At 73.2% G+C, this 4,059-nt stretch carries 3 protein-coding genes; all 3 read right to left on the bottom strand.

Translation table 11 applies throughout. The features are described from left to right. On the bottom strand, positions 1–1,681 hold a 1,681-nt coding region (locus CCS38_RS10680; RefSeq protein ID WP_223732983.1), incomplete at its 3' end, for an acetyl/propionyl/methylcrotonyl-CoA carboxylase subunit alpha. 204 nt (positions 1,682–1,885) lie between these two features. Then, positions 1,886–2,587: a response regulator transcription factor gene (locus CCS38_RS10675; RefSeq protein ID WP_223732982.1), complete on the bottom strand. Its 702-nt coding sequence runs from the start codon at positions 2,585–2,587 to the stop codon at positions 1,886–1,888. A 26-nt stretch (positions 2,588–2,613) separates the two neighbouring features. Continuing rightward, entirely contained in the window at positions 2,614–3,777 is a 1,164-nt protein-coding gene (locus CCS38_RS10670; protein WP_223732981.1) for a sensor histidine kinase, read from the bottom strand. Positions 3,778–4,059: the final 282 nt, after the last annotated feature.

The raw sequence follows: 4,059 nt of genomic DNA, 5'->3' as shown, positions 1-4,059 counted from the left end.
CGGTGCCGGAGCGGTGCGCGTTCAGCGGCTGCTCCATCTTCATGGCCTCCAGGACGACGACCAGGTCGCCCTCCTTGACCTCCTGGCCCTCCTCCACCGCGATCTTCACGATGGTGCCCTGCATCGGGGAGGCGAGCGCGTCGCCGGACGCGGCGGAGCCGGACTTCTTGGCCGCCTTCCGCTTGGGCTTCGCGCCGGCGGCCAGCCCGGTGCGGGCCAGCGACATGCCCAGCGAGGCGGGGAGCGAGACCTCCAGCCTCTTGCCACCGACCTCGACGACCACGGCCTCCCGGCCATCGGCCTCGGCCTCGTCCGCACCGGGCGCGGCGAACGGCGCGATCTCGTTCTTGAACTCGGTCTCGATCCAGCGGGTGTGCACGGCGAACGGGTCCGCGGTGAACGCCTCGTCCTCGACCACGGCACGGTGGAACGGAATCGCGGTGGCCATCCCCTCGACCGTGAACTCCGTCAGCGCACGCCGCGCCCGCTCCAGGGCCTGCTGCCGCGTCGCGCCGGTGACGATGAGCTTGGCCAGCAGCGAGTCCCAGGCCGGGCCGATCACACTGCCGGACTCCACGCCCGCATCCAGCCGCACGCCCGGGCCGGCGGGGGCATCGAAGGTGGTGACGGTGCCGGGGGCGGGCAGGAAGTTACGTCCCGGGTCCTCGCCGTTGATGCGGAATTCGAAGGAGTGGCCGCGCACGGGCGGGTCGTCGTAGCCCAGCTCCTCGCCATCAGCGATGCGGAACATCTCCCGGACCAGGTCCAGCCCGGTGACCTCCTCGGTGACCGGGTGCTCCACCTGCAGCCGGGTGTTGACCTCCAGGAAGGAGATCGTGCCGTCCTGCCCCACCAGGAACTCACACGTCCCCGCGCCCTCGTAACCGGCCTCCTTCAGGATGGCCTTGGAGGCGCGGTAGAGCTCGGCGTTCTGCTCCGCGGACAGGAACGGCGCCGGGGCTTCCTCGACCAGCTTTTGGTGGCGGCGCTGCAGCGAGCAGTCCCGGGTGGAGACCACCACCACATTGCCGTGCTTGTCCGCCAGGCACTGGGTCTCCACATGCCGGGGGCGATCCAGATAGCGCTCCACGAAGCACTCCCCCCGCCCGAAGGCGGCCACGGCCTCGCGGACGGCCGAGTCGTAGAGCTCGGGGACCTCCTCCAGGGTGCGGGCGACCTTCAGGCCGCGGCCGCCGCCGCCGAAGGCGGCCTTGATGGCGATCGGCAGGCCGTGCTCCTCGGCAAAGGCGACGACCTCCGCGGCGCCGGCGACCGGGTCCTTGGTGCCGGCCACCAGCGGGGCGCCGGCGCGCTGGGCGATGTGCCTCGCGGCGACCTTGTCGCCCAGGTCCCGGATCGCCTGCGGGGGCGGGCCGATCCAGATCAGTCCGGCGTCCAGCACCGCCTGGGCGAATTCGGCGTTCTCGGAGAGGAAGCCGTAGCCGGGGTGGATGGCATCCGCGCCCGAATCGGCCGCGGCCTGCAGGACCTTGGCGATGTCCAGGTAGCTGGTGGCAGGAGTGTCACCGCCCAGGGCGTATGCCTCATCCGCCGCACGGACGTGCAGAGCGTCCCGGTCCGGGTCGGCGTAGACCGCTACGCTCCCGATCCCGGCGTCCCGGCAAGCCCGGGCCACGCGGACAGCGATTTCGCCACGGTTGGCGATGAGCACCTTGCGCACGACGGTTCCCCCTCGACAGGAATTCTCGTACCGGTGCTCCGCGCCTTCCTGGCAAGCGTTTCCACATCAATGCACCGGGTCGTGCCACCCACCTTTCTGCACGGCAAGCTCCCCGCACAAGGCATGCATTTCAAGGGTTCGGTCAGAGATCTCAAGAAAGCGCGGGGAATGTCAGCGGAATGACAAATGCATGGTCAGGGCCGGTCAGGCCGCCCGGGCCGCCCACTGCCGGCCGGCCGCGCCACCGGACGGCTCCGGTGGCGCGGCCGGACCTGACGGGCCGTCCGGCTCCAGTGGCCGGGCCGGGCCCGGCGCGCTGATCAGTCCGGCGGCGAGCGCCTTGGCCACCGCGTCGAGCCGGGACACGGCGTCCAGCTTGCGGAAGGTGGTGTGCAGGTGCCGCTTGACGGTTCCGGTGGTGATGCCCAGCCCGCGGGCTATCTGCTGGTTGGTCATGGCGGCCGCCGCACCGCTGAGCACCTCCCGTTCGCGCCGGGACAGGGCGGCGTACGGTACGCGTCCGGTGCCCTGCACCGCCGCGGGGAACAGCGCGCCGAGCGCGGCGAGCAGCGCCTCCCGCCCGGCGTGCCGTGGCAGGTAGCCGTGCACACCGGCGGCGAGCAGGGCGTGGTGGTCGGCCCGCGTGCTGCCGCCCGGCAGGGCCAGTACGGCGGTCTCGGGCGCCAGACGGCGCAGGGAACGTACGGTGCGCACGGTGGCGCCCGGCGCCGACCAGGGCTCCAGGAGGATCACTTGGGGGTGGAGTGCGACGGCCTTGCGCAGGGCCTCGTGTTCGCCGGTGGCCTGGCCGAGGAGGCGGATGCCGGGCTGGGCGTGCAGCAGCGCGGTGAGGGCGTCGCGCAGCAGGGCGTTCTCGCTGGCGATGACGGCGGTGATACGTGGCATGATCGTTTCCCCTTCTCTTTCGGCGGTCAGCCGGCCTGGTAACGGGGCAGGTGGACGTCGACACGGGTGCCGTCGTCGGCGCGGCTGGTCACGGCCAGCCGCCCGCCCACCGATTCGATGCGCTCGGACATGGACCGCAGGCCGTACGCGGGCCGTGCGGAGAGCGTGTGCGCGACGTCGAAACCCCGCCCGTCGTCACAGACCTGGGCGTGGGCCCATCTGCGGGTCGTCCGTACGGTGACGGTCACCGTCTCCGCCGCGGCGTGGGTACGGGCGTTGAGCAGCGCCTCCCGCAGGACGAGCAGCAGCTCGCGCCGGAAGAGTTCGGGCAGGGTGGTCTCGTCCCCGGACTGATGCCAGCGCACCTCCGGGCCCCCGGGCAGGCCGCGCAGGACCTCCAGGGCTTCGCGGAGCCGGGGCACCGGGGTGCGCTCGTGCAGTCCGGCCACGATGCCGCGGCTGCTCTCGGCTGCCTGTGCCAACAGGTCGCGCGCTGCGGTCAACTGCGCGGAGGCGCGTACGGTACCGGCTTCCGCGCCGAGCCGGTCAAGGGCGGCGGCCAGCGGGGTGGCGACGCGGTCGTGGACGTCCCGGGCGAGCGTCCGGCGGCCCTGCCAGGCGTCGACGGCCCGCGGGCGCGGGCCCGCGGCGGCGGCGAAGGTCTCCCGGACGGCACTCAGGAGGGGGAACGCCGCACCGGCGCCGAGCTCCTGGAGGAGGCATTCGGTCAACAGCATCGCGGCGGCGAGCAATTGGTCCGGCGCCGGGCGGCCGGGTCCGGGCCCGGGTCCGGCTGACGGTGCGGCGGGGTGGTTCGGGGTCCGAGCGGCGGCCGGTGCGGCGCCCCGGCCCGGGACCCTGCCCGCGGTCCGGCTCGCGGTCCGGCCCAGCGCATGGCGGGCCAGTTCCAGCAGGTACCGGGCCTCTTCCTCGTCCGGCTGTCCGCCGGGCAGTTGGGCGGAGCGGGATCGCAGCAGGTCGGCGAAGCGGTGCAGAGCGGCGTCGACGGGGTCCGGCGCCGGGCGGCCACGCCGGGGCGCCCGACGCCGGGCGCCGACATCGTCGGGTACAGCACCGATGTCGTCAGGCACGGCGCCGACCGGGCGGACACGCGGGGCGGCCGCGCGGCTGAGGCCCTCCGTGAGGGCGTGGGTGAAGACGTCCGCCAGCAGGGTGGAGGCGGCATCCATCAGACGCCCCTCTCCAGCACGGACGGACCGGAGCGATCGGCGCGGCACGGGGCCGGCGCCGGCGCACGGTGTCGACGTGCGGTCATGGCTACTCCTCTTGCATGACGAGTTGAACGCTCGCGAAACAATGCGAACAACCTCTATGTTTCCGGGAGAGAAAAAACGCCCAGGACGGCGCGCGCCCCGAGCAGGGGCGCGGCACCGGCCGGGCAGGGGATGGCGGCGTCCTGGTGCGCGCTTCCGCGCACCCCTTTCACCACAGGAAAGCCACGGAGAGGGGGG

Source organism: Streptomyces purpurogeneiscleroticus, from assembly GCF_020024005.1.
Taxonomy (GTDB): Bacteria; Actinomycetota; Actinomycetes; order Streptomycetales; family Streptomycetaceae; genus Streptomyces; species Streptomyces purpurogeneiscleroticus.
The sequence above is the reverse complement of the archived record's forward strand: the minus strand, read 5'-3'. Positions and strand labels throughout refer to the sequence as shown.

Coding starts and splice junctions, on each gene's coding strand:
- CCS38_RS10675 (WP_223732982.1), bottom strand. CDS start 2,587: ATGCCACGTATCACCGCCGTCATCGCCAGCGAGAACGCCCTGCTGCGC.
- CCS38_RS10670 (WP_223732981.1), bottom strand. CDS start 3,777: ATGGATGCCGCCTCCACCCTGCTGGCGGACGTCTTCACCCACGCCCTC.